25 protein-coding genes are annotated in these 23,979 nt (G+C 50.2%); 17 read left to right on the top strand and 8 right to left on the bottom strand.

Translation table 11 applies throughout. From position 1 onward, the window contains the following. Positions 1-18 precede the first annotated feature (18 nt). Positions 19-396, top strand: a complete 378-nt coding sequence (locus FCN78_RS03235; RefSeq protein WP_069363537.1) for a DUF3461 family protein — start codon at positions 19-21, stop codon at positions 394-396. Positions 397-459: 63 nt separating this feature from the next. On the opposite strand, the gene truC is transcribed toward FCN78_RS03235, so the two are convergent. Together truC and FCN78_RS03225 are read right to left on the bottom strand one after the other, a co-directional pair. Beyond that, positions 460-1,212, bottom strand: coding sequence for a tRNA pseudouridine(65) synthase TruC (truC, locus tag FCN78_RS03230; protein WP_235607588.1), 753 nt, complete (start codon positions 1,210-1,212; stop codon positions 460-462). Then, the gene (locus FCN78_RS03225) at positions 1,209-1,526 is read right to left on the bottom strand and encodes a YqcC family protein (RefSeq protein WP_077522763.1); all 318 of its coding nucleotides are present in this window, start codon (positions 1,524-1,526) and stop codon (positions 1,209-1,211) included. Before FCN78_RS03225 ends, truC begins: the two co-directional genes overlap by 4 nt. 139 nt (positions 1,527-1,665) lie before the next feature. Between FCN78_RS03225 and FCN78_RS03220 the strand changes: the two genes are divergently transcribed. The 4 genes from FCN78_RS03220 to FCN78_RS03205 all read left to right on the top strand — a co-directional run bounded on the left by FCN78_RS03220 (position 1,666) and on the right by FCN78_RS03205 (position 4,443). Continuing rightward, positions 1,666-2,718, top strand: coding sequence for a DUF3549 family protein (locus tag FCN78_RS03220; RefSeq protein WP_077599284.1), 1,053 nt, complete (start codon positions 1,666-1,668; stop codon positions 2,716-2,718). Further along, positions 2,708-3,031, top strand: a complete 324-nt coding sequence (locus FCN78_RS03215) for a DUF3301 domain-containing protein (protein ID WP_069363533.1) — start codon at positions 2,708-2,710, stop codon at positions 3,029-3,031. Before FCN78_RS03220 ends, FCN78_RS03215 begins: the two co-directional genes overlap by 11 nt. An 863-nt stretch (positions 3,032-3,894) precedes the next feature. Next, on the top strand, positions 3,895-4,128 hold the full coding sequence (locus tag FCN78_RS03210) for a DUF2789 domain-containing protein (protein WP_069363531.1): 234 nt from the start codon (positions 3,895-3,897) through the stop codon (positions 4,126-4,128). A 36-nt stretch (positions 4,129-4,164) separates the two neighbouring features. After that, positions 4,165-4,443: a hypothetical protein gene (locus FCN78_RS03205; protein WP_077458445.1), complete on the top strand. Its 279-nt coding sequence runs from the start codon at positions 4,165-4,167 to the stop codon at positions 4,441-4,443. Here the strand turns inward: FCN78_RS03205 and FCN78_RS03200 are convergent. Together FCN78_RS03200 and syd are read right to left on the bottom strand one after the other, a co-directional pair. After that, positions 4,440-5,219, bottom strand: coding sequence for a Zn-ribbon-containing protein (locus tag FCN78_RS03200; protein WP_077458443.1), 780 nt, complete (start codon positions 5,217-5,219; stop codon positions 4,440-4,442). The genes FCN78_RS03205 and FCN78_RS03200 overlap by 4 nt on opposite strands. Beyond that, entirely contained in the window at positions 5,216-5,764 is a 549-nt protein-coding gene (gene syd, locus FCN78_RS03195; RefSeq protein ID WP_069363528.1) for a SecY-interacting protein, read from the bottom strand. The genes FCN78_RS03200 and syd overlap by 4 nt, the downstream gene beginning before the upstream one ends. A gap of 63 nt (positions 5,765-5,827) precedes the next feature. Between syd and queF the strand changes: the two genes are divergently transcribed. From queF to xni, 5 genes are all read left to right on the top strand, one after another. Further along, complete coding sequence (gene queF / locus FCN78_RS03190) at positions 5,828-6,676, top strand: NADPH-dependent 7-cyano-7-deazaguanine reductase QueF (protein ID WP_069363527.1); 849 nt, start codon at positions 5,828-5,830, stop codon at positions 6,674-6,676. A 57-nt stretch (positions 6,677-6,733) separates the two neighbouring features. Then, a complete protein-coding gene (locus FCN78_RS03185; protein WP_077659560.1) occupies positions 6,734-9,079 on the top strand; it encodes a tetratricopeptide repeat protein in 2,346 nt (781 codons plus the stop codon). 77 nt (positions 9,080-9,156) lie between these two features. Further along, positions 9,157-10,713: a GGDEF domain-containing protein gene (locus tag FCN78_RS03180; protein ID WP_077659559.1), complete on the top strand. Its 1,557-nt coding sequence runs from the start codon at positions 9,157-9,159 to the stop codon at positions 10,711-10,713. 119 nt (positions 10,714-10,832) lie between these two features. Then, complete coding sequence (gene ppnN, locus FCN78_RS03175) at positions 10,833-12,188, top strand: nucleotide 5'-monophosphate nucleosidase PpnN (protein ID WP_069363524.1); 1,356 nt, start codon at positions 10,833-10,835, stop codon at positions 12,186-12,188. 118 nt (positions 12,189-12,306) lie between these two features. After that, a complete protein-coding gene (gene xni, locus FCN78_RS03170; RefSeq protein ID WP_106407195.1) occupies positions 12,307-13,098 on the top strand; it encodes a flap endonuclease Xni in 792 nt (263 codons plus the stop codon). Positions 13,099-13,129: 31 nt separating this feature from the next. On the opposite strand, the gene rlmM is transcribed toward xni, so the two are convergent. From rlmM to FCN78_RS03150, 4 genes are all read right to left on the bottom strand, one after another. Further along, entirely contained in the window at positions 13,130-14,206 is a 1,077-nt protein-coding gene (gene rlmM / locus FCN78_RS03165; protein WP_077458489.1) for a 23S rRNA (cytidine(2498)-2'-O)-methyltransferase RlmM, read from the bottom strand. Between the two features lie 119 nt (positions 14,207-14,325). Continuing rightward, positions 14,326-14,706 carry a DUF423 domain-containing protein gene (locus tag FCN78_RS03160; RefSeq protein WP_077659557.1) on the bottom strand — a complete coding sequence of 127 codons (381 nt, stop codon included), beginning with the start codon at positions 14,704-14,706 and terminating at the stop codon, positions 14,326-14,328. Further along, positions 14,703-15,341, bottom strand: coding sequence for an alpha/beta family hydrolase (locus FCN78_RS03155; RefSeq protein WP_077659556.1), 639 nt, complete (start codon positions 15,339-15,341; stop codon positions 14,703-14,705). The genes FCN78_RS03160 and FCN78_RS03155 overlap by 4 nt, the downstream gene beginning before the upstream one ends. After that, on the bottom strand, positions 15,338-16,243 hold the full coding sequence (locus FCN78_RS03150; protein WP_069363520.1) for a transcriptional regulator GcvA: 906 nt from the start codon (positions 16,241-16,243) through the stop codon (positions 15,338-15,340). The genes FCN78_RS03155 and FCN78_RS03150 overlap by 4 nt, the downstream gene beginning before the upstream one ends. 356 nt (positions 16,244-16,599) lie before the next feature. On the opposite strand from FCN78_RS03150, the gene FCN78_RS03145 reads away from it, so the two are divergent. From FCN78_RS03145 to FCN78_RS03115, 7 genes are all read left to right on the top strand, one after another. Beyond that, positions 16,600-17,811, top strand: coding sequence for an aminotransferase class V-fold PLP-dependent enzyme (locus FCN78_RS03145; RefSeq protein ID WP_077659555.1), 1,212 nt, complete (start codon positions 16,600-16,602; stop codon positions 17,809-17,811). Between the two features lie 19 nt (positions 17,812-17,830). Further along, positions 17,831-18,256 (top strand): cysteine desulfurase sulfur acceptor subunit CsdE, encoded by a 426-nt coding sequence (csdE, locus tag FCN78_RS03140; protein ID WP_069363518.1) that lies wholly within the window; start codon positions 17,831-17,833, stop codon positions 18,254-18,256. A 509-nt stretch (positions 18,257-18,765) separates the two neighbouring features. Further along, positions 18,766-19,506 carry an SDR family oxidoreductase gene (locus tag FCN78_RS03135; RefSeq protein WP_077659554.1) on the top strand — a complete coding sequence of 247 codons (741 nt, stop codon included), beginning with the start codon at positions 18,766-18,768 and terminating at the stop codon, positions 19,504-19,506. A gap of 15 nt (positions 19,507-19,521) precedes the next feature. Continuing rightward, positions 19,522-20,733, top strand: coding sequence for an acetyl-CoA C-acetyltransferase (locus FCN78_RS03130; protein WP_069363516.1), 1,212 nt, complete (start codon positions 19,522-19,524; stop codon positions 20,731-20,733). Between the two features lie 58 nt (positions 20,734-20,791). Continuing rightward, complete coding sequence (locus tag FCN78_RS03125) at positions 20,792-21,139, top strand: phasin family protein (RefSeq protein WP_046074153.1); 348 nt, start codon at positions 20,792-20,794, stop codon at positions 21,137-21,139. A gap of 79 nt (positions 21,140-21,218) precedes the next feature. Beyond that, positions 21,219-23,042: a class I poly(R)-hydroxyalkanoic acid synthase gene (phaC, locus tag FCN78_RS03120; RefSeq protein WP_077522782.1), complete on the top strand. Its 1,824-nt coding sequence runs from the start codon at positions 21,219-21,221 to the stop codon at positions 23,040-23,042. A 107-nt stretch (positions 23,043-23,149) separates the two neighbouring features. Further along, entirely contained in the window at positions 23,150-23,941 is a 792-nt protein-coding gene (locus tag FCN78_RS03115) for a substrate-binding periplasmic protein (RefSeq protein ID WP_077522784.1), read from the top strand. Positions 23,942-23,979 lie beyond the last annotated feature (38 nt).

Here is a 23,979-nt window from a genome sequence, read left to right as displayed (position 1 = left end):
TTCAACCATGAGGTGGCTATGTATCAGCAGTTGAAAAACATTGGCATTGAACATCCGGAAAAAATTGAGCGTTATTCACTGCGTCAAGAAGCCAGTTATGACACGCTCAAAGTCTACTTCAGCAAGCAAAAGGGCGATCTTTTTGCGCGAAGCATGAAGTTTAAGTATCCACGCCAGCGGAAAAATGTGGTTGTCGACAGCGGCACCGGCCGGTCTCGAGAAGTCACTGAGATCAATCGCAGCCTGTCTCTGGTGATCGATGAACTGGATCGTATCGTTCAGCACGAGCAAACAGAGCAAGACGTGAAGCAAAAGGTACTCACCGATCTCCGTCATCTGGAAAAAGTGGTTGCTAGTAAGATTGCCGAAATCGAAGCCGAGCTAGATAAGCTCTAACACAACCTATGGGGGAGCGGCCTGCAAGGTGCGGCCTGCAAGGGATTACCGACACGGGGCGATTTACTCCGAATAGGTGATGCCAGGCACATCCCACTCCAGTGCCGATAGAACATGCTGCCACCTAGTATCGAACGGTGCCTGTACCTTGACCGTCTCAGCGCTAACGGGATGGATAAACTGTATCTCGCTAGCATGAAGTAACAGCTGATGGCAGTGAAAGTGCTCGCGGAAAACACGATTGTGTCTCCCGTCGCCATGGGTAGTATCGCCAATAATCGGATGGCTGAGGTGATGCATATGACGACGTAATTGGTGTTTTCTTCCCGTTTGCGGCTGCATCGCCACCAGGCTATAGCGGCTGGTCGCATACCGCCCCGTTGCGATAGGAAGCTCCACCGATGCCAGTGGTTGATAGTCCGTCACGGCCGGCTTGGCCGTCGGTGTCTGGCTCGCGTCTTTGTCCGCGATCTTGTCTTGCTCTTCCACCAGTGGGTAATCGAGTCGACCGGGCTCTGTGATCCAGCCTCTGACCACCGCATAGTAGGCTTTTTTTATCTGCCCTTGCGCAAACTGAGGCATCATCAAGGATGCCACTTCGCGAGAAAGCGCAAAAACTAAGACCCCGGAGGTGGGTTTATCAAGCCGGTGTAAAGGATAAACATGCTGACCGATCTGATCCCTCAATGTCTGCATCACAAAGCGTGTTTCCCCTTTATCTAGCCACGAACGATGGACCAGCATCCCTGCGGGCTTATTCACCACAACCAACGACGCATCACGGTATAAAATAGATAAAGGTTGTTCACTCATCATTGGGTTAACAGCGCGTCAATACGATAAGTCACTTTGACCACCGCCGTCGCCCCTTGATGTTCTTTCATCGCTTCTTCCACATAGGGGGCGATTTCAAAATTGCTTGGCAACGGCTGGCGAGCAACAACCAAGGCACGCATTTTGGGTAAAAAGATCCACTGTAGCCACTCATGGCAATCAAGCGTATCCACCGCAAACGGCTCGGTACTGGCTAGTCGTTTAGATGATGGTGGCTCGGATTGGAGCAGATCACAGGCGTCGAGCAACTGTTCGAGTTCATCAAGAAGTTGCTCACATTGTTGGTGAAGAGTCATTGACAACCTCATCATTAATCAAATTAGAAACCGCGAAGCATAGCACGTTCCCAGCCAAGACAACATCAACTCGGCAAGCATCTCACCGGTAAAAACTGATATACTCGCGCGCATTAAGCGATAACCAAGAGCGGACATCATGGAAACGGTTCACGCCCTCAGCGCCCTATTTGACCACGCCGATTGCCAATTCAGTGTTTACGACTTAGGTCGTCGTGTTTGTCAGCTGGATGAAACGACCTTTCGCGCGGTTGAGGCCAATCAACAGCCTTACCCTCATCCCTTGCGTCAACATGCCCACATAGCTGTCGCTTTCTGGCCACCAGGGGGTGCCCCTTGGGTATGGTTTTTAAAAATGCCTCTTGATGAGCGGGGCTTGCTCAACCACACCGCAATGGGAGACTTTTTGCAGTATGTCAGCGCGGCCATGGGCGAGCGCCTAACCGCGACACCGAATAAAGAGCAACGTGAAAAACTGGCCAACAACCCCTATACCTTTACTCCCACCGACGACAAGATGGCAATGTTTCATGCTAGATTGACTTATCAACTGGGCCGGCCAGCCAGCCAGTATTATGATCATGCCCAACATTATTTAAATGGCGAGCTTGGCTGGGATAACTGGCAAGGGGTTGGCCTGCAGGGGCTCGCTGATACCTGTGTACGCATGGCCGAGCAAAACAATGCCACTCGTATCCGCAAAGCGCTGAACAATCTTCCAACGACGCCGCTGTATGCCCTGCTGGGCTGCTTAGAGCATTGCCAAATCAATGAAAAGCTCGCGGCATGCGTGCGCGACATGTTTAGCCAAATGTGTCAGGCTCAGGAAGTGGATCTTTTCTTGGTTAGCGCCTTACTCCGCGCACATGCGGGTGCCCCAACAGCTACGCGTCATCATTTGATCGCGGCCGTGCTGGACAAACCCGAACTACACCATCGCGAGATTTTTGTTGCGATTGCAGGGCGCTGTTGGGAGAGTTTAACGGACGACACCGTGCTGGATCGCTTTTTGATTGCGCTTGCCGATCAGCACGATACGGCACTATTTCAACAAATCTATGCCGATCTTGTGATGCTGCCACCGCTTCGCGGCGCACTGCTTAGCCGTTTGCACGGTGATACCTCGCCAGCGCTGACCCAGGCGATGGCACGTATGCAACAAGCTGTTAGACAGACCCCTAATGATCACTGATCTGTTGACCATTGTCTTAGTCGTTGTCGCCGCCTTGCTGTTTTGGCAACAGCGGCGACAATCCGAGCAAGCACACCAGTACATTCGCCAATACTGCCAGCGGATGGAGTTGCAATTATTGTCTATCGCACGAGGTCACCACACCCTACGCAGAACCGAACAAGGGTGGCAATGGCTCACCCAATACTGGTTCGAGTTTTCTGCCACCGGGGATGATCATTACATCGGTCACGCTCAGCTTCGAGGGTTAAGGTTAAAGGCGATAGACACTCCCGTTCATGCGATGCCGAGATCTGGCCAAACCAACGGCTAGCTCTCACTCAATATTGATAATAAAAAGGCAGGGAGAATTATTCGCGCGACGTGAAAAGCTGTACTAGATTGGAAGTATGGTGCACACGCAAGGTTAGTGCTAACGGTGCGTGACAGGGAGTCGCCAGTGTCGGGTTAACCGGCCAGAAAAAAGGAAAGGGCGCAGCTTGCGCCGCGCCCCAGAGTTTTACTTGCAGCCATCCTGCTACTAAAAGGTGCTCCCTGCATCATTCCTTGATCAGTCGCCGATTCCTTCAGCGTCGTTCCATGTCTCTCCGTCTTGGAGGTGTCCTTTCGTCATCCTGACAAACCGAAATTCCCGTTTTCGATAAGCTCTCCATCCTGGAGGTGTCCATGACTTCGTCCTGAAGTTGTCCTTAAGCCCCCATCCTGGGTTGTCCTAAGTCTTCCTGACGTACAAGCTCCCTGCTTGTAGAGAACGGCTCCATCCGTTGTCCTTTTCGCAATCCATGCCAGCGCTTCTTCCTGAAGTACTGCCTCATCCTGAGGTACCAAGTCCTTGGTGATTCCTGTTCCCTGTGTCAGTTCCCTTCCGACACCCATAAGATTACGCGACTGAGCGTTTGGTACAAGCCATTCTCGCCTGCTTAATCTCTCATTTTTTATCTTGAACAAAAAAATATCATGTAAGTCCATGTAATAAAATAAAAAATAAAAAACAGGAGGTCGATTTTCGTAGCAAGATTCTGCTTTTGTCCCACGCCCTTGTAAGAGATATCGCACACTGAGCAGGGAGCTTTTCTATTCTTTGTTCTTTGCTCACCGACACCGCTTTCATCAAGCACAGAGTAGCGGCTGCTACTATAGTGAGTATAGACGCTTATCAAGCAAGTAGGAGTGGCAATGGAAACCTTTCAACATGACTTACAGCACCTGTTTGAACAACTGGGCTTAGCGACCGATAAGGCCTCGATTGAACACTTCCTATCCAGCCACTGCTTGGTGGAAGGGCAAACACTAGTCGATGCCCCATTTTGGAGTGCGGCACAACGGGCGTTTATTGATGAAGCCATCAAGGAAGACGCCGATTGGGCGGAACAGGTTGATATGCTTGATGCGCGACTGAGAAAGCCCTAATCTTTCCTTCTCCTGTCATGTCGCTAGGATTAACTGATGAGCTATCAAGCTGAGCTGGCGCGAGCACTCAAGGTGCTCGACGCAAAAGGGCAAACCGTCACCGTGGCGAAAGTAAAAGCCCAATTGACCACGCAAGTCCCTTTACCCTTGATTATCCAAGCGGTGAAAAGTGCGAAAGCCAATACACCACTCCCCGAAATGCCTAGCGATGACGCGAGGCTATCCGATGCTGAGCGTATCAGCCAACTCGAACAACAAGTGGCCGAGTTGAGCGAGCGATTAGCGACGCTAGAAACCCAGCATTTAAACCGCTAAGCCAGCTTAAAGTCCCAAGAAAGGTTGGATACCAGCCGGCAACGATCGCACTTAAACAGGAAGATATCGTGTAGTGGGGTTTCAAGCCGCCAAGGCTCGCCACACTGGGGGCATGGGCGTTCAAGCTCACTCTCTTTGTCTTTGCCGCCCACACGATATTGATAATAGTAAGTCGGCGTGCCCGTTAAGTACTCTATCCGCCCACGTAAATCCCAACCGCGCTGAAATAGGCGCGTATTGGGACATCCAATTTCATTCAAGCCTGCAAATTCGGCATCGCTGGCACCGGCCATTTGTAATTCATCACAGGCTTGCCATTCTGTTTGCCATTTTATCACCGCTTTGTGATCACCGTTAAAGGTGGCGGGTAAGCGATAAAGCGGGATGGGTAGCAGGGTATCGCCACAACGCAGCGGCGAACACGTGTGAACAAAGGTGGTATAAAGCACTTGCCAAGTCGGTGAGGCACTCGGAGCGGCTTGTTCCGAGTTCAAATCGCGCCCCAGCACACGCACTTTCGGTTGGGTTAAGCACGCCTCGGCGAGCTGCTGCAACGCGCGTTTCACTTGTGGGCTGTGAAAGCGTGGGTGCAAGGCATCTTCATCTGGGCACACCACACGAAGCTGAAACTGGCCTTCTTGCATCAAGATCGGAAACTCGCGTCCGAGCACCTGGCCATTATAACGCAATGCATCCATGAGGCCGTTGATAGTGCGGTCGACCGCACTAACGGTGGTATTATCAAAGCACTCAAAGGTCAATTCCGTGAGAATCATGCCACATCAACCTCTAGTGCTGCGAGAAATGTTTCCAGATTGGGAGCAATCACATCACGCGTCCCTTTATTCAGGGTTTCTCTGATCACTTCCCCACTCATGTTATCAATCGCAATGATCACCATTTCATCGTCTGTGGTCGCGATAAAGACACTCGGCGTAAGCTTGCGCTGACGCTGCATCATCAGATGTCCCAAGATGTTTTCTTGTAAGCGCGCCAAGTCATCGTCACTCCACACCTGAAGCAAGCTTATCGACTCCCCCTGATAACGCACCGATAAATCTGCACAATAAAATGCGTTATAAAAATCTTTAATATCACTGTGCAAACGTAAGGCTATCGCTTGTTCTACATTGGAAAAATCAGCCAACGCGTCGCGCTTGACTGGTTGCCATTGTAGTTGGTGGTCATTTTCGCTCACGACACAGGGAGATGGCAGTCCAATGTAAGCCTCTGTACAGGGTAAATGTTGATACTTACCCTGCCATACCGCCATATAATTCTGTGTTAGCGCCCAAAGGGCACGATGTACTGTGTTCTCCATTCGCAACCTATAGCAAGATTCAGTAAACTTTACCCATTCTACTTGAATCAATAGCAGATCCGTATGAGCAATTATCAAGATGCCGATGCCCTCGCCAATTTATCGCTTGGCGAAAAAACAGATTACCCAACCCAGTACGATCCGTCACAACTGCGTGCCGTCCCTCGCGCGCTAAATCGTCAGGCCATCGGACTCGATAATGCGCCGATGCCCTTTACCGGTTACGACACCTGGACCTTGTATGAGCTGTCATGGCTCAACCAAAATGGTTTGCCCCAAGTGGCGATTGGCGAAGTCCGTCTCCCGGCCTCTAGCCCCAACTTGATCGAGTCAAAATCATTTAAGCTATACCTCAATAGCTTTAATCAAACCCGCTTTGATAACTGGCAACAGGTAGCTAACGCATTGCAAACCGATTTATCCGCCTGTGCGGGCGAAGAGGTGGATGTCACTTTATCCCCGCTCAGTGAGTTAGAGGGAGAAACCATCGCTGGCCTCGCGGGTGAATGTATCGATCACCAAGACATCAGCATCGACGACTATACCTTTAATCCAGACTGGCTCGACGGTGCCGCTCAAGGCGCGGTTGTGTCCGAGACCCTTCACAGCCATTTACTCAAATCAAACTGCCTGATTACCAATCAGCCAGACTGGGGCTCGGTGAGAATCGCCTATAAAGGCAACAAGATAAACCGTGAGAAGCTGCTTCGCTACTTGGTGTCATTTCGTGAGCACAATGAGTTTCATGAGCAATGCGTGGAGCGCATTTTTATGGATATCATGCGTTTTTGTCAGCCGGAAAAACTCACCGTTTATGCCCGTTACACGCGTCGCGGTGGTTTAGATATTAATCCATACCGTACGAACATGGGCAAAACACCAAGCGAAAACAATCGTTTGGCAAGACAATAACACCATAGGCTGCCTGCGGGCAGCCTTTCTCTCATCGCTTTACTTAGAGGATGGCGCATGCGCATCAGCCGACTACTTGTAGGCCTGCTTTTTTGGTTAACGTCGATAACGGCGTTCGCTTCAATCCACTCCTCGCCCGTACTCACTAATGCGGAAAAACTCCTCGAAACGTCTCCAACGCAATCGTTGGAAATCAGCAATCGTTTTTTAGCCCAACGCCGCCTAACCACAGGCGCCAATCGCTCACATGTGAATAACGACACGGATCGTTCGATTCGCACGCCATTGCATACCGTGTATGCCTATTTGATCAGTGCCCGAGCTTATGCTTATCTCGATCAACCGGTTGAGGCTAAAGCGGCGCTACAAAAAGCCTATCAAGTGGTCGATGAATACGACTTAAAACACGTACAAGTGCAAGTCTTGCTGACCGAAGCCTCTCTTATCTGGCACCTTGATCGCGACTCAACGCGCGCCCTCGCGACACTCGATGCCGCCCAAAAAGCCATTGAGGCCTTACCGGAAAACAGCTTAAACGGTCAAGAAAGCCGTTTTAAAAGTGCTTTACTGCGCGCCAATATTCTCGCCGCCACCGCAGACAGTGACACCGCGCTTGTCGCCTATGAAAATGCGCGCAGCCAGCTTAATAGTGATCCCCAAGATTTACGGGATAAGGTCGAGTTTCAGCTCTCACTGGGTGGCTTTTTACTCGACCAGAAGCAACATGAGAGTGCCCTGACCGAGTTACTCAGCGCTTTCTGGATAGCCAGCGAGAACGAATACACAGCATTGATTGCCGGTGCCAATATGAAACTGGCCAGGCTGTATAATCAGCAAGGCGCGCTTAAGCAAGCCCTTGAGCACGCGAACCAAGCCGCTGCCTTTTTTGAGCATTATTCATTAAGCCGACGCTTATCAGCATCACAGCGCCTGCTGGCCACCATTTACGAGCAACAAGCCCGTTATAATTTTGCCTTGGTGCATTATTTTAATGCACTTGAAATTGAGCAAGCACTCGGTCGTCTCCAACCGCTTGCACAAGTCCATCTGGCCATCGCCCGCACCTATTATCAGCTAGAGCATTTCCCGCTCAGTGACAGATATATCCAAGATGCGTTAAGACTGGTCGGTAGCCTACCCAACTCGCCCCTGACCACACAGGCAATGTTGTTGCAAGGACGTATTCATCTTGCGCTTTCTCAACCCAAGCAAGCAGAGAAAGAAATTCGCACCGCGCTAGAGCGAGCAGAGGCAGAAAAAGACTTTCAAACCATGACGATGGCGCATCATGCCCTCTCCAAAGCCTTGGAGTCGCAAGGCAAGTATCAAGCGGCCCTGATGATGCAACGTGATTATGAAAAGCTGCGCGCGCAGCAACTGCAATCAGAGCGACAGCAACAAGCCGATACCTTTAAACAACAACAGCGTGTGGTCGAGCGGCAGCTACAAATGGATGAGCTGCAGCGCCAGCTAGATAGCGCACATCAAGAACAGCTTCACTTACAAAAGGTCAACTATTTCCTATTAGGCAGCCTTGGGGTGTTAGTGGCCATTGTTTACCTTCGTCATCGTGCCGCGGTGATGCGTCAGGGAGAACTCGAAGAGCTGCGTGATGACTTTTATACGCACCCACGTACTGGGCTGAGAAACTTACGCATGCTCAATGCCAAATTACCGCGTTCGTTGGAAAAAAGTAACGCCAACTTTGAGCAATGGTATCTGAACGACATGATCCATCAGCCACTGAGTGATCGGCTCCGCTTTGCCATGTTCGACGTTGCCTTTCTTAAAGCGTTATTTTTGCGTCTCGGCTATCAAAGGGCGCAAGATATCGAGCGTCAGCTTGGCGACTATTTGTCCGAGCGTGTCACTCAATCTGGCCGCTTATATCATTTCGCCGATACCTTGTTTATTTATATCGAGACCAATTGGGAGCAAGATACCCAGCCTGATGCACTTGCTCATTTTGTGCAGTCTTTGATCGCAGACTTTGTCAGCCACTATCAAAGTAGTCAGGCACACACGATGAGTGAAGGTGACTCATCCCCGGCGCTCACGCCGCAAGTCGCCATTGGTCTCGCGGAGTATCCTTTTTTACCACGTGCGTACACATCGATTAATGACCAAGAGTTGATCGAGATTTTATTAACGGCGACCCATCAAGCCAGTGATCTCGCGCAACAGACCGGGGAAAGTCATTGGGTACACTTTAGCGCAATTAACACAGCGCCCGCCGCGAGCTTCGTCAATACCAACTTGCGTCATGCTTGCTTGAAAGGCATTGATTCTGGATTAGTGAAGGTTAAATCTTCAGCTAACGACTTGTTGAACTGGCAGAAGGATCACGAATCTGATAAAAAGCCAGCGTCAGTTATTGATGACCATAGCAATAAATCGGTATAGCTACGGGTAGTTAGTGAAACTGTTTTCGCTACCAATGGCGCCAAAACGCGAACATAATCAGGTATTTCCTCGATAAAATGACTAAGTCCACCCCATCACCGTTGTCGGCCCAGACCGCTCAGGCGGGTAATAATGCGTCGCCCTCAGCGTATCGGGAGCTGGCGCTCAGGTCGCGTCGGGAGATCCATAGCCTTAAACGGCTGGTGTCGCGCTTTATCGCTACGTGCTCGGGTAAAAATAACTTGGTCGACCAAAAGCTGGCCGAGTTCCGTGATGTATTGTATTCAACGCAGGATGTTAGCGCGTTGCTCCCGCGTTTAGCCGTTATTGAACGCATGGTGGGTCATCAAAACATGACACAAGCAAAAGCACAGTCACACCTCGATGAGCAATTTCACACCAGTGGTGAAACACTACAGCGAGTGACAGGTCTCCCCGTTCAATTGAAACGCGACTTGCGAGATCTATTGGCGCAACCGGCGAACGGTGATACCGAACGCACACAGCACCTCATTAAGTTACTTCAACTTTACGAACGCGCCGTGACCTTGCAAGTTGCCAGGCCCCGTACTCAGCAAATACCAGACATCGACAACGATCAAATACGTCGCGTCGCTGACGAACTACAAAATCTGATTACAGAACTCGATATCGACGGTCAAGCAGGCGACAAGTTGCTTGAAATCCGCCGTGAACTGCAGACCGATATATCACCGGCTACCGTGGTGTCTTTAACGTTAGCGGCGCTCAAACTGATTCTGGAAGCCACCCAATCTGAGCGGCGCGCTTCGCAGCAATTTCTCAGTCAAGTCAATGATGACCTCGTATCAATAAGCCAACAAAATACCCGTGCGCATGATCATGCCAGCCAGCTGCGACTGGCACACCAAAGTGTCGATCAGCGACTCGATCGCACCATTACCGATATTGAACACGAACTCAAACGGAAAGGCGCGGCAAAAGCCAACCCAGAAGCCGCATTAACCCAAGCGCTTGCAGAGCTGCAAGTGATCGCGCAAGAAAATAAAGCGCTCAAAAATCGCGAGCAATCCTTGGAAGAGCAATTAGCACACAATCAAAACCAGCTTAGCGCCTTAGCAGAGCAAACCCTCGATCAACACCGTCGGATCGGTGATCAGGAGCGCAAACGTCTGTTAGATCCACTTACCCGTGTCTACAACCGTGCCGCCCTAAACGATCGTTTGGAACATGAGTACCGATTATGGAAAAAGTACCAGCGTGAGTTTTGCCTTGCCGTCGTTGATCTTGACCACTTTAAACAAGTGAATCAGCAATTTGGCTACGAAGTCGGTGATAAAGCTTTAAAAATTATCGCGCGCACCATCTACCAATGCTTACGCGACACCGACTTTATTGCCCGCTTTGGTGGCGAAGAGTTTGTGATTTTGTTACCTGATGCCGACGATGAAACGCGCACTGATATTTTGGCTAATATTAGCCATACCATTCGTAAACTCCCGCTGAAGTTTAAAAACGAGCGCGTGTCAATTAGCGTCTCAATTGGTGCCACCCTCTTCCAAGGTGAAGATACCCCCACACCGGTGCTAGAGCGTGCTGACCAAGCGCTCTATCAAGCGAAAAACAGTGGTCGCAACCAAATCATCTGGTGTTAATTTTTACTGGTCAATTATGGCTAGCGTGTGTATTTTTAATTAACACACTGATTTTTATAGCACCGCTCGACAGCCTTGCTTGCGTTAAACAGGATGTCGGCGTGTAAGAGGTTGTCGCTATGATCACACACATTAGTCCGATTGGAACGATGGATCTGCTTTCTCAAATCGAGGTCGATCGTTTAAAAGCCAGCGCCAGCAGTGATCTGTACCGCTTATACCGCAACTGCTCATTGGCCGTTTTAAATTCAGGCAGCCATACAGACAGCTCCAAAGCACTTCTCGAAAAGCACGCCAACTTTGAAATTCGCGTGTTACGCCGAGAGCGGGGGATCAAACTCGAGCTGGTTAACCCACCCGATCATGCCTTTGTCGACGGCAAGATCATTCGCGGCATTCAAGAGCATATGTTCTCTGTCCTCCGCGACATTATTCACGTTAATGTGCAGCTCGAGCATAGTCCTGCCCTCAACCTCGATAGCTCACCGCATATCACTAACTTAATATTCGGTATCTTGCGTAATGCGAAAACGCTCCGTCCACGGGTCGATCCGAATTTAGTGGTTTGCTGGGGCGGGCATTCGATCAACGACATCGAATATCAATACACGCGTGAAGTGGGTCACGAGCTTGGCCTGCGTGAACTGGATATTTGTACGGGGTGTGGTCCAGGTGCGATGGAGGGGCCAATGAAAGGCGCTGCGATCGGCCATGCCAAGCAGCGCACGTATGACAGCCGGTTTATTGGCTTAACCGAGCCCTCTATTATCGCTGCTGAGCCGCCGAACCCCATGGTTAACGAACTGGTTATCATGCCCGATATTGAAAAGCGCCTAGAAGCCTTTGTCCGTATCGCGCATGGGATTGTCATTTTCCCTGGCGGCGCAGGGACAGCGGAAGAGTTACTTTATATTCTTGGCATCATGATGCATCCTGATAACCGCTCACAGCCTTTGCCTATCGTGTTAACCGGCCCGAAAGAGAGTGAAGATTACTTTCGCGATATCGATGCGTTTATTCGTGATGTCTTGGGCGAGGAAGCCACCCAATATTATGAAATCGTGATTGACGATCCTGCTAAAGCCGCACGATTGATGAAAAATGCCATGCCCGCGGTCAAAGAGCATCGCAAGGCCACTGGCGATGCCTACTCATACAATTGGTCATTAAAAATCGAGCCGGATTTCCAACATCCCTTCGCACCAACACATGACAATATGGCTAATCTTAACTTGCACATGGATCAGCGCCCAGAGTTGCTCGCTTCCGCGTTACGTCAAGCATTCTCGGGCATTGTGGCGGGGAATGTGAAAGACGAGGGAATGCGCAATATCGAGCAACATGGCCCGTTTAAAATCGATGGTGACAAATATTTGATGGAAAAAATGGACAAACTATTACAAAGCTTCGTCGACCAACAACGGATGAAGCTGCCAGGTACCGCCTATGTGCCGTGCTACGAGATTGTCTCCTAACCCAAATACGCGCACTGAGCCGGCGAGCAATCAATAACCTGCATGACGCACACTGCGTTATGCCACCAACACAGGTATAATGCGCGGCTCATGCTGCGCGTTATTACTGGTTTTTATTATGTCTAGCCTCCATGTTGTCATTATCGATGCAATGAACCTCATTCGCCGTGTCCACGCGGCTCAGCCTGAGAGCGATGCCATCGACACCACGGTGAATGCCTGCATCAAAACCCTCAATAAAATCATCAATCATAGCCAACCGAGCCATATTGTTGCTGTTTTTGATCATATGGGCAGTGATCGTGGCTGGCGCGCAGAGATCCTGCCGGCATACAAACAGCACCGTAAACCGATGCCTACGGTGCTCGAACATGGGTTAGATGCGATTCAAGATGCATTTTGGCAGCACGGCGTTGACTCGTTGCTTTCTCAGGGCGATGAAGCTGACGACATGATTGCCACTTTGGCTTTAAAGGTGGCAGAACATCAGCAACAAGTGACCATAGTGTCGACCGATAAAGGCTACTGTCAGCTTTTGCAACCGATGATTAGGATCCGCGATTATTTTCAGCAGCGCTGGCTAGATCTCGCCTTCGTCCAGGCGCAATTCGGCGTTCGTCCGGACCAGCTTTGCGATTTTTGGGGGCTCGCGGGGATCAGCAGCAGTGAGATCAGTGGCGTACCCGGGATTGGCCCCAAAACGGCCACCAGCCTGCTGAGCGATTATGCTGATATCGATGCTATTTTTGCTGCGGACGATCTCGCACCAAAGTGGCAGAAAAAACTCACTGGCCATTATGAATTGGCGCAACAATGTAAACAGGTCGCACAACTGAAAACGGATATCCCACTCGGCTTTAACTTGCAAGATATCCGTTTTGACTCCGTCAGCCAGAGCCAATCTTCGTAAATCAGTGCGTCACACACCTAGTGACTCTCGGTTAACGCTGGCGTTTAACCCGCCGTAAATGCACCGTGATTTCCTCGCGATCATGGTACAGATGCTTCGCGCGCATTTCATACGCCACGTTGTAGTCATCAAGAAAGGCGCCTAGGGTGTCGAGGTTCTCCGTCACCTGCTCATAGCGGCGGCTCATCGGCAATTTCAAATTAAATATTGCCTCTTTCGCCCACCCTTCAATCAGCCACTCCCCCATCAATTGGGCTACACGAGAAGGCTTTTCAATCATATCGCATACCAGCCAAGTGACATTCTTACGCGTCGGCTCGAACTTAAATCCATCTTCAGCGTGGTGAAAGACTTGTCCGGTTTCCATCAATTGCTCATCCATTGCGCCGTTATCGACCGCGTGGACAAACATCGAGCGTTTAACCAACTGATAGGTCCAGCCTCCAGGGCTCGCCCCTAAGTCGACCGCCCACATGCCAGGCGCTAAACGCGTCTCCCATTCTTGCTTGGGAATAAAGTGATGAAACGCCTCTTCCAACTTTAAGGTCGAGCGGCTCGGCGCATCAGCAGGAAACTTCATTCGCGGCAACCCCATATAATGCGGGGAGTTATTGGTTGTCAGAGAGTAGCCAATCAAGCAGGTGCCTGGGGCGGTAAAACACACATGGATCACCGGCTTTTTGGGGTTATCTTTTGCAAGCAGTACCCCTTTTTTACGTAAGGCTTGGCGCAGTGGCACGGTGAATTTACGACAAAACTTCAACAGGGCTTTCGCTTCGTCATTATCTGGGGTTTCCACCCGTAGGTCGCCGCCTTTGGGTAAGTGCTCGCCCACCGCCAAAATCGGTGAGATACGATCGTCAGGGTCAAGCTCAGAAAGGGAGGCGGTGATAGCGATCATTTGCCGGGCAAAAATCAGTGAGTCTAGCGGGAGATCACGCACAACACGCTCGGCATCGCCCTCTTGATAACACTCAAACAGGACATACGCACTATGATTAACCACGCGCGGGAACCCATATACCCCCATGTCGGTGGTTTTTTGTTGGATCTCTGCGGCACAGTCTTTCTCAAACCCCGCACGACAATAAAGCAGAACCTGATTCATAACACCCTCTGGCTCGAACATATCACCACGCTGTGTGGCGGTAAAAATAAGCTGCGCATTATATCTGCCATCTAGACCAGAAAGAAATGCCCGCGAGGCTTTTATTCATGTAGACAGACTCAGCGCTGATAAGAACGCCAAGCCCCTATTGCGAGTCCTACCCAGCCGATCAGAAAGCTCACACCGCCCATGGGTGTAATGGGCCCAAGCCAATACCAAGATGTCAGCGCCAGGAGGTATAAGCTACCACTAAACGCCACCACACCGATAAGCCAGGCCCAAGCCACAATGGCAAAACAGCGAGAAGAAAGCTGGGAGGCGACGCCGCAAATCCCCAATAACGCAAGACTGTGCCACATTTGGTAGTTAACGCCCGTTTTAAAAATGGCTAACTGGTATTCTAATAGCACCGCTTTGAGTCCATGCGCGGCAAAGGCGCCTAGCCCTACCGCTAACCCTGCGCCGATCGCCGCCACACTCACCCAATGATGTAATTTCATCCTTGCTCACCTTGTTGTTTAATAAACTGGTATAGGCTATCCACCGCCCACTGGCGATTATCTGACTCTGTATACCCTGAGGCTTTACGAGGCTTAAAACTATGATCGCCATCCGGGACAATAATCACTTGAACCGAGGGAGACAGCGGATAATGCATCACTTCGTCTTCACGGCCAAACGTATCGCGTGCGCCCTGTACAATCAGCAGTGGACGCTCAACGGTCGCCAAATGCTCCCCTTTATATTTTTCTGGCTTTCCTGGCGGATGGAATGGAAAGCCCAAACAAATCACCCCACTGACAGAGGTATGCTCAGTCAAATGACTCGCCATACGCCCACCCATCGACTTACCGGCTAACCATAATCGGCTCCCAGCAGGGCGCAAACCATCCACGTGCTCAATCACAGATTCAAAATGGGCAAGCAGTTTTGGGGCGCGATCAGGCGGGCGCTTTTTACCTTCTTGCTCGCGTTTATCCATATAGGGAAAGTTAAATCGTACCACTTTGCAGTGTTTCCCTATCCGCGCGGCCATATCAGCCATGAACGCGTGATCCTTTCCAGCGCCCGCCCCATGGGCAAAAATCACCCAGTCTGTTGCCGTTTCTGGCCCGTCAATATTTAAACCTGTCATAAATTCATGTTCTCTTGTTCTTTCGCTGCCGTCGCCAACATCCATTCTCGGAACGCGGTGATACGTCCAGTGTCCGCATCACGCTGCTGGCTGACCAAGTAGAAACCGTTATCGCTTTTTAATACTTGCTCGAAAGGCTGCACCAAGCGTCCAGATGCTAGCTCTGGTTGAGAAAGCACATTGTTTCCTAGTGCGACCCCTTGCCCATGTGCCGCCGCCTGCAACACCATGGATGAGTGACTAAAAATCGGCCCATGCTCAACATTCACCTCGCTGAGTTGATGGGCTTTTGCAAAGGCTTTCCATTCTTTACGCGAGCGGTCATGCAATAAAACATGATGAACCAAATCATCTGGGGTTTTTAGCGGCTGCCCAGACTCCAGTAGCAGTGGCGAACATACAGGCAGCAAGCATTCTTGATACAAAAGATCACAGCGTAATCCCGACCAGTGACCTCGGCCATAGTAAATGGCAACATCGACATCATCGGTCAGAGACCCTTCTTCCAAATCAACCGCTTTTATCCGAACATCAATATCAGGGTGCGCGGTATTAAAATCAGCTAATCGAGGTACTAGCCACTGAATCGCAAAACTGGGCGGCAAACTAATCGTCAGCGCCCCTTTGGCACTGCGCTCCAGCACTTTATCCGTCGCATAGGAAAGCTCAGAGAAAATATCTTTTATATCAAGAAAATACCCTTGTCCTTCTTCGGTCAATAGTAACGAACGATTACGCCGGCGAAACAGCTTCAAACCGAGAAACTCTTCTAATGCCTTGATTTGATGACTAACGGCCGCTTGAGTGACAAACAGCTCTTCTGCCGCTCGTGTAAAGCTCAAATGTCGTGCGGCTGCTTCAAACACACGCAGCGCGTTGAGTGGAGGAAGACGCCTCGCCATATGCTGACACCTCTATGCATTAATTTTTCTAATCATTGGCATTATAAATTGTCGATTGCTGATATACCAGCAAACTCCTATAGTGCTCCCCGCATCCACTTGTGACGTCTCTCTATTTAGACTGTTTCCGTGGTTGCGATGTTGTGTTTGCATTTGTCTAACACTGGTTAGACAGGTAGTCGTATCTACCACTTTTAACTTCCTGTATTTTGACATTGTCTGTCATTACATATTTGTTGGCACTGAGCCTCGCTCAGTGCTTTTTTTTGTCTGTAATAAGGTGAGAGCCAACAACAGGCTTGAGTTACATCCACGAGATAGCGATCATAGACGGGATTTTATTTCGGACGATGACTATGACCGACGGTTTTGATCCCCATTCCCTACGCGCCCAGTTTCCCGCTTTCAATACGCCAGGCTGGGTATATCTAGACAGTGCCGCTACCGCCCAAAAGCCGCAGCCAGTGATTGATGCGATCAGTCGCAGTTACATGATGCCGACGGCCAATGTACACCGCGGTCAGCATCAAGCGTCCCTCTCCGCAACCGAACAGTTTGAGCAAGCGCGGCGAGATGTGGCACATTTTATCGGTGCCAACCCACACAATATCGTCTGGACCCGCGGCGCGACAGAAGCCATTAATCTGATCGCCTATGGCCTAAGCCACTCGCTTACCCCACAAGATGACATTCTCGTCAGCGAAATGGAGCACCATGCCAACCTCATCCCTTGGCAATTGATGGCGCAACGCACTGGCGCTCAACTGGTAAAAATCCCCTGCTGCCCTCGCACGGGGACAATAGACATGAAGGTGTATCAGCAACGCTTAACCGCACGGACACGCATTGTTGCGATCAGTCATGTTAGCAATGTCACCGGCACCCGCCATCCTATCGAGGAAATGACCCAAGTTGCGCACAAATTTGGTGCAACCGTGATCATTGATGGCGCACAGGGCATCGTCCATGAACCTGTCTGTATGCAAACACTGAACACTGACTACTATGTTTTTTCTGGCCATAAACTTTATGGGCCCACAGGGATTGGTGTCTTGTATGGAAAACCAGAAGCGCTGAATGCGCTCTCGCCTTTCCACGGGGGCGGGAAGATGATCACAGACGTGTCGTTTGACCATCATACCCTCGCATCCATCCCCGCCCGTTTTGAAGCAGGCACGCCTAACACCGCAGGCGCAATCGGCCTTGCCGCTGCCATTGATTGGCTTAAGCAGCAAGACAGCCAAGCAATAGACGCACATATAACAAGCTGTTACCAACAACTCATAGACGCTTTGCGCGCACGGCCACGCATTCGTTTGATCGCGCCACAGGCGACCAGCTCCATGGTCTCTTTTGTCGTTGGCGACGAGCATCATGCAGACGTGGCTGAATTATTGGCCCAACAAGGTATTGCCGTTCGCTCTGGCCATCATTGTGCCCATCCTTTTATTAAGGCGCTTGGTGTCGATGGCACCATCAGGGTCTCTTTAGCGGCCTATAATACATACCAGGACATCACACAGTTTATTGCAGCATTAGATAAGACCCTGGATCTACTCGATATTTAATCATAAGGCAGGATAGACAATGGCGTTACCCCATCACCCTTTTGGCACCGAGCTTAACCAAACGACGGTCACCGAGATGCTCGCGCAACACACCAGCTGGGAAGATAAATACCGACAATTAATTTTGTGGGGAAAACGGCTGCCCACCTTTACCGATGCGCAAAAACAAACAGCAAACCAAGTGCACGGCTGTGAGAGTGCGGTTTGGTTTCTCCATCAGGCCGAGGGGGACACCCATTACTTTGCCGCCGACTCCAATGCCAGAATTGTTAAAGGTTTATTAGCGATCGTGCTTGCCTGTGTTCACGGCCAACACGGTAATGCCATTCACACCCTCGACATAGACCGCGTTTTCCAGCAAGCGGGACTGGCGCACCATTTAAGTGAGTCACGCACCAATGGCTTGCACGCCATCATTGAATACATTCATCAGATCACTCGTTAGCCCTTTGCACACGTGGTGGCCTGTCGCCACCGCGATCGCTCGCCACTCACCTCACAAGTAGTGTTTGTTTTTTGACCACCATGACTATTTAACAAGGCACTCCCAACCAAAAAGCCGCAAGTTACACCACTAATGCAATCCATTTCATGGACTTAGCCGAGCACTGAGCAACTCGATGACAAACCCACAAAAAAAACACAAAATAAACATACTGTTAACAATTAATTGCAGTGTTTCCCTATTAGTTTGACCAAGATCTCGAATGCAGAACATCAGGTTTTTATACTTTGCGTATTTGTCTAGATTCGTTAGCTTAGAAGCAGGCAGTCATAAAAGGGTCACACCCATCCGTTAGGCTGCCTAACAATATCGGCAGAATGATAAGTTGATTTTTGGCACAACTATTGCTGCTGTGAGAAAAAGATGACTGTAATTCTGGTTTGAAGTGGTTCCAGATGCGGCTTCAGGCATCTCGTTTAGTTTGCTTGTTGTAGTGAATGGAGTCATAAATGAAAAAACTGGCATTAGTAACCGGCGCGAAAGGTGGGATCGGATCGGCAATTACCGAGAAATTGGTAGAAGACGGATATCGCGTCATCGCGACCCACTTTACAGGGGGAGCAGAGTGCGCCCAAGAGTGGTTTGACGAAAAGAAATTTAACCACGACCAAGTTCGTCTATTTGAGCTTGATGTCACCGACACCGAACAATGCGCCTCACGGATTGCTAAGCTTTTAGAAGAAGAAGGCACGGTGGATGTACTGGTAAACAATGCGGGGATTACCCGCGACAGTGTGTTCAAGAAAATGAATGCCTCACAATGGTATGATGTCATCAATACCAACCTCAACAGCCTCTTTAACGTCACTCAGCCCTTATTCGCCGCCATGTGCGAAAAAGGAGGAGGACGCATCATCAACATCTCATCGGTCAATGGCCAAAAAGGTCAGTTTGGTCAAGCCAACTATGCCGCCGCCAAGGCCGGTATGATGGGCTTTAGTAAGTCTCTCGCGGCAGAGGGGGCACGGGCCGGTGTCACTGTCAATGTTGTGGCGCCAGGCTATACCGCCACACCGATGGTTACCGCCATGCGCGACGATGTGTTGGAGTCAATCACCAGCCAGATCCCGATGAAGCGCTTGGCTAAGCCAGAAGAAATTGCAGCCTCAGTGGCTTACCTTGCCAGCGACGCAGGCGCTTACATTACGGGTGAGACGCTGTCGGTAAACGGCGGCCTCTACATGCAATAAATCAAGGAAAGATTGATGGAACGTATTTTTATCGTGGCGGCAAAACGTACCGCCATCGGTGCCTTTTCAGGCACACTCAAAGACGTCCCAACGGGGCAACTCGCCGCTTACGCCATTAAAGGTGCGCTGAGTGAAACATCGCTTGCCCCAACCGCCATTGATGAAGTCATCGTGGGTAACGTGGTCAGCGCAGGACAAGGAATGGGGATCGGTCGTCAGGCTGCGATTTACGCAGATATCCCGCCCCATGTTCCCGCCTATTCAATCAATATGGTCTGTGGCAGCGGCATGAAAAGCATCATGGATGCCGTGACGCACATCCGAGCTGGCGATGCGCAGGTTGTGGTCGCGGCTGGGGTTGAAAACATGTCACAAATCCCGTTTGCGGCAGCGGGCAACCTCCGCGATGGGCAAAAAATGGGCAATTTCGCCATGAAAGACTTGCTCATTAATGACGGCCTCACGGATGTGTACAACCAGTATCACATGGGAGTGACCGCGGAGAATGTCGCCAAAGAAGTCGGGATTACCCGTGAGCAACAAGATAGCTTTGCGCTTAGCAGCCAACAAAAAGCCGTTTCAGCGATTGAAGCAGGTCGATTTAAAGATGAAATCACTCCGATTGAGATAAAGCAGCGTAAGCAAACCGTGACGTTTGATACCGATGAGTACCCAAAAGCAGACGCCACGCTAGAGGGCCTCAGCAAGTTGCGCCCCGCCTTTGATAAAGAAGGCTCAGTAACGGCCGGTAATGCTTCCGGCATCAACGATGGCGCGAGTGCGGTGATCCTCGCGTCTGAGTCGGCAGTGAAAGAACACGGGCTGACCCCACTTGCAGAAGTTGCCGCCTACGCTCAGCACGGTGTCGATCCAAGCATTATGGGCTTAGGCCCTGTGGGAGCGGTCAATACGGCGTTGGAGAAAGCCAACCTGACCCTCGACAACATTGATTTACTTGAGCTTAACGAAGCATTTGCTGCACAAGCGCTGGGGGTCATACACCAACTGGCGGCGCACCATAAAACAACACCTGATGCGATATTGGCGCGTGCCAATGTCAACGGTGGTGCCATTGCACTCGGTCACCCACTCGGGGCATCAGGTAATCGGATTGTGGTGACCTTGCTACACGAGCTCGCGCGAAGAGGCGAAACCCACGGGGTTGCTTCTTTGTGTATTGGCGGCGGCATGGGTACAGCTTTAATTGTTAAGCGTACACAAGCATAAACGGACACTTGCGACCTTGGGTTAACAACCCATACACAACACTATCAGGAGATACACCATGTACACAGATATGTTTAAAGCGTTTTCTGAGCAATCTGAAAAAGCCCTGGCTCCCTACGTTAATTTCAACAAGTTGGTAGCCAAAAATGTTGAGACGCTGACTGAGCTACAAATGAATGCCATGCGCACCTATAGCGAACTCGGCCTAGAGCAGATGAAAGCAGCGAGCGAAGTGAAGGATGTCTCTAGCATGACGTCATTCAGCAGCCAGCAACTTGCCGCTTTGACCAAGCTGTCTCAGCAAATGATGGATGACAGCGCCAAGCTGCAAAACATCGCCAAAGAGTTTAAAGAAGATATCGACAAACTCACGGCTGAAAATATGAAAGCCGGCACCCCAGCATAAAGGCAGGGTTTTTGCACTAGTGCCTGCTGTCGCTGACAGCAGGCCTTTGTAGTGCTTATCCGATCAAGAGGGCAAGACTATGTTTCATCACTTCTTTTCGGACTACCTTGCCAGGCTGCAAGAACAAAACCAGCAATGGTGGCAGGATCTTGAGCAGGGCAAGGCAGCCGTAAACACACCGTTCAATCAAGCCATGCAGGAAGTCAGCCTGCAAGACACTGCTCAGTTGCTGGAAGGCGCGGCTCAACAACCCGCTGCACTTCTACAAGTGCAAATGCAGTGGTGGGAACAGCAAATGCAAATCTGGCAGAACGCCATGCTCGCGCGTGATAACACGGAAGAGGTAGTGAGCGAAGGCAGTGACGATAAACGTTTTAAGGATAAGGCTTGGCAGGAAGATGTCCTTTATAACTTTATCAAACAGTCTTATCTGCTGTTTGGACGTACCTATATGGAAACCATCGACGCCATTGAAGGCCTTGATGACAAAACCCGTGAACGTCTCTCATTTTTCTCACGCCAAGCGATTAACGCCATGGCCCCGAGTAACTATATTGCGACTAACCCTGAACTGCTCAAAATGACGCTGGAGTCTCAGGGTGAAAATCTACTGCGCGGCATGGAACAGCTTAAGCAGGATATGGAGTCTAGCGCGGATATTCTTAAAGTGCGCATGACCAATAATAACGCGTTTCGCGTGGGTGATGATGTCGCCAACACACCTGGCGACGTGGTGTATAAAAACGAGTTATTCGAACTCATTCAATATCGTCCGGTAACGGAAAAAGTATATACCACCCCCATCTTGGTCGTGCCTCCGTTCATTAACAAGTACTATATTCTCGACTTACGCGAGAAAAACTCACTGATTCGTTGGTTGGTTGAGCAAGGGCATACGGTATTCTTGATGTCGTGGCGTAACCCTTCTGCCGAACAAGCAGAGATTGGCTTCGAAGACTACGTGACCCAAGGCACCGTCAAGGCAGTCAGTGCCATCGAAGACATTACCGGTCAATCGCAGATTAACGGCGTTGGCTACTGTATTGGTGGGACCGTCTTAGCCTGTACCATCGCTTACTATGCGGCGAAGCGCATGAAAGCACGGATTAAATCGGCGAGTTTCTTCACCACCTTATTGGACTTCTCGCAGCCAGGGGAAATTGGTGCCTACATCAATGACAGCTTGATTCGAGCCATTGAAGCGCAAAATACGGCACGCGGCTACATGGATGGCCGTTCACTCAGCGTTACCTTTAGCTTATTGCGCGAGAACAGCTTGTACTGGAACTATTACATTGAGAATTACCTCAAAGGTAACAGTCCTGTCGACTTTGATTTGCTGTATTGGAACAGTGATAGCACCAACGTGGCCGCCAAGACACACAACTTTATCCTGCGCGATTTGTACCTTGAAAACAAACTGGTGCAAGATAAGGGAGTGAAAGTCGGCGGTGTCTGGATTGATCTGAATAAGATCAAGGTGCCGAGCTATTTCATCTCGACCAAAGAAGATCATATCGCCCTTTGGCAAGGGACCTATCGCGGTGCACTGAATGTTGGCGGCAATAAAACCTTTGTACTGGGCGAATCAGGGCATATTGCCGGTATCGTCAACCATCCCGTTAAGAAAAAATACGGTTTTTGGACCAATGATAGCTTGCCTGATAGTGCCGATGAGTGGCTCGATAATGCGTCACATCACACTGGCTCTTGGTGGACCCACTGGGAAAAATGGTTACGTAGCTATAGTCCGGAAGAGCAAGTGGAACCATACTCAATAGGGTCTGAGACCTATCCGGTTCTTTGTGCGGCGCCGGGTGAATATGTTCGCCACGTTTTGCCTATCGAAGCGGAAAGCCAACAAAACCAGGCAGCGCCAGCCCCTGAAGAAGAACAGGCCTAATTAAGCGCCCCCAGCCTGCGTCTCAATATTGAGAATAGTGGTGTGCACTCAGCGGTAAACGCTGAGTCGCACCCCTTTTTTTATCTGATTGAACTACACTCAACGCCATGGAAGCAAAACGGTGTAGCGTCATTATGAGATGGGCATGGTACTGTCTATTCACCACTCTTTTTTTCATTTCTGTGAGCATACAGGCTCAAACACTGCGCCTCACATCGGGTGAATATGCCCCCTTTATCACCCAGACTATGCCTGATGGCGGCCCGATAACGGAGATCGTGATGCAAGCCGCGCAAGAGGCAAACATCGAGATATCCTTAGGTTATTTCCCATGGCATCAGTCGATGAATCTCGCTCAAACCGGCGAATGGGACGGCACCATCGGCTGGGCTTACACACAAGAGCGTGCGAATGACTTCATCTATTCGGATCCTATCTATACCGAGAGCGTTGGCTTTTTCTATCTCGCCGAACGCGAGTTCGATTGGCAGTCTCCTCAAGATCTCGATGGCTTTGCCATTGGTGTGACCAAAGGCTTTATTGACGTTAAGCGGCTGACTGAAATGCAAAAATCAGGCATCGACGTTAAGATCCAAACGTTCCTTGATGAAAAATCAAAAATCGATGCGCTACTCGCTCAGCAAATTGACTTGGCGTTAGGCAATATAGACGTACTCAAAAGAGTGATCGCCCAAGAGATGGCTCCCAACCAAAAACAAAAGTTTGCCCATCATCCACGACCAATAAGAATTACGCCACTGTACATTTTATTTAGTCGGCAAATAAAGCAAAACTATGATCAGGCAGAGCGCTTTAACAAAGCATTACGAAGACTCAAAGCGGATGGGCGGTATCAAATGATTTGGAGTCATTTTCGCCAAGCCCACTACAATCATTAGGCCTTGGCCGTAACGACGTTTTATATCTTGGAGGTGTT

The sequence above is a fragment of the Salinivibrio kushneri genome, assembly GCF_005280275.1.
In the GTDB taxonomy this organism is placed as follows: Bacteria; Pseudomonadota; Gammaproteobacteria; order Enterobacterales; family Vibrionaceae; genus Salinivibrio; species Salinivibrio kushneri.
This window is presented reverse-complemented; position numbering and strand designations above follow the sequence as displayed.

What these genes read in the sequence shown, in the direction of transcription:
- syd (WP_069363528.1), bottom strand. Translation starts at nt 5,764, where the DNA reads ATGGAGAACACAGTACATCGTGCCCTTTGGGCGCTAACACAGAATTAT.
- rlmM (WP_077458489.1), bottom strand. Translation starts at nt 14,206, where the DNA reads ATGAATCAGGTTCTGCTTTATTGTCGTGCGGGGTTTGAGAAAGACTGT.
- queF (WP_069363527.1), top strand. Translation starts at nt 5,828, where the DNA reads ATGAGCAATTATCAAGATGCCGATGCCCTCGCCAATTTATCGCTTGGC.
- csdE (WP_069363518.1), top strand. Translation starts at nt 17,831, where the DNA reads ATGGCGTTACCCCATCACCCTTTTGGCACCGAGCTTAACCAAACGACG.
- FCN78_RS03155 (WP_077659556.1), bottom strand. Translation starts at nt 15,341, where the DNA reads ATGACAGGTTTAAATATTGACGGGCCAGAAACGGCAACAGACTGGGTG.
- FCN78_RS03200 (WP_077458443.1), bottom strand. Translation starts at nt 5,219, where the DNA reads ATGATTCTCACGGAATTGACCTTTGAGTGCTTTGATAATACCACCGTT.
- truC (WP_235607588.1), bottom strand. Translation starts at nt 1,212, where the DNA reads ATGATGAGTGAACAACCTTTATCTATTTTATACCGTGATGCGTCGTTG.
- FCN78_RS03160 (WP_077659557.1), bottom strand. Translation starts at nt 14,706, where the DNA reads ATGAAATTACATCATTGGGTGAGTGTGGCGGCGATCGGCGCAGGGTTA.
- FCN78_RS03225 (WP_077522763.1), bottom strand. Translation starts at nt 1,526, where the DNA reads ATGACTCTTCACCAACAATGTGAGCAACTTCTTGATGAACTCGAACAG.
- FCN78_RS03150 (WP_069363520.1), bottom strand. Translation starts at nt 16,243, where the DNA reads ATGGCGAGGCGTCTTCCTCCACTCAACGCGCTGCGTGTGTTTGAAGCA.
- FCN78_RS03180 (WP_077659559.1), top strand. Translation starts at nt 9,157, where the DNA reads ATGACTAAGTCCACCCCATCACCGTTGTCGGCCCAGACCGCTCAGGCG.
- FCN78_RS03215 (WP_069363533.1), top strand. Translation starts at nt 2,708, where the DNA reads ATGATCACTGATCTGTTGACCATTGTCTTAGTCGTTGTCGCCGCCTTG.
- phaC (WP_077522782.1), top strand. Translation starts at nt 21,219, where the DNA reads ATGTTTCATCACTTCTTTTCGGACTACCTTGCCAGGCTGCAAGAACAA.
- FCN78_RS03210 (WP_069363531.1), top strand. Translation starts at nt 3,895, where the DNA reads ATGGAAACCTTTCAACATGACTTACAGCACCTGTTTGAACAACTGGGC.
- FCN78_RS03185 (WP_077659560.1), top strand. Translation starts at nt 6,734, where the DNA reads ATGCGCATCAGCCGACTACTTGTAGGCCTGCTTTTTTGGTTAACGTCG.
- FCN78_RS03205 (WP_077458445.1), top strand. Translation starts at nt 4,165, where the DNA reads ATGAGCTATCAAGCTGAGCTGGCGCGAGCACTCAAGGTGCTCGACGCA.
- FCN78_RS03115 (WP_077522784.1), top strand. Translation starts at nt 23,150, where the DNA reads ATGGAAGCAAAACGGTGTAGCGTCATTATGAGATGGGCATGGTACTGT.
- FCN78_RS03220 (WP_077599284.1), top strand. Translation starts at nt 1,666, where the DNA reads ATGGAAACGGTTCACGCCCTCAGCGCCCTATTTGACCACGCCGATTGC.
- ppnN (WP_069363524.1), top strand. Translation starts at nt 10,833, where the DNA reads ATGATCACACACATTAGTCCGATTGGAACGATGGATCTGCTTTCTCAA.
- xni (WP_106407195.1), top strand. Translation starts at nt 12,307, where the DNA reads ATGTCTAGCCTCCATGTTGTCATTATCGATGCAATGAACCTCATTCGC.
- FCN78_RS03130 (WP_069363516.1), top strand. Translation starts at nt 19,522, where the DNA reads ATGGAACGTATTTTTATCGTGGCGGCAAAACGTACCGCCATCGGTGCC.
- FCN78_RS03135 (WP_077659554.1), top strand. Translation starts at nt 18,766, where the DNA reads ATGAAAAAACTGGCATTAGTAACCGGCGCGAAAGGTGGGATCGGATCG.
- FCN78_RS03125 (WP_046074153.1), top strand. Translation starts at nt 20,792, where the DNA reads ATGTACACAGATATGTTTAAAGCGTTTTCTGAGCAATCTGAAAAAGCC.
- FCN78_RS03235 (WP_069363537.1), top strand. Translation starts at nt 19, where the DNA reads ATGTATCAGCAGTTGAAAAACATTGGCATTGAACATCCGGAAAAAATT.
- FCN78_RS03145 (WP_077659555.1), top strand. Translation starts at nt 16,600, where the DNA reads ATGACCGACGGTTTTGATCCCCATTCCCTACGCGCCCAGTTTCCCGCT.